General features: G+C 78.9%; 1 pseudogene. It reads left to right on the top strand.

Annotated features, from left to right (window positions below):
• Window positions 1-232: pseudogene (locus GTW08_RS15770) on the top strand (ATPase); the annotation flags it as partial.

Below are 232 nucleotides of genomic sequence, written 5' to 3'. Positions count from 1 at the left end.
CGACGTCACCCTGTCCAACGCCGGGCTGACCGACGGCGCGACCGTCGTCGTCGCGCCGGCGTCGGTCACCGCGGCCCGCGAGGTGCGCCTGGTCGGGTCCGCGCTGACCACCGCGACGGTCGCCCCGGCGACGCTGCGGCTCGCCCTGACGGGCAAGGTCCTGGTCCGCGGCGACGCCGTGTCCCTGCTCCCGCAGGACATCGCCCCGGCGGCCGGGGCCGACGTCCGCTCG

This window comes from Pseudonocardia sp. SID8383, from assembly GCF_009864975.1.
GTDB lineage: Bacteria > Actinomycetota > Actinomycetes > Mycobacteriales > Pseudonocardiaceae > Pseudonocardia > Pseudonocardia alni.
This window is presented reverse-complemented; position numbering and strand designations above follow the sequence as displayed.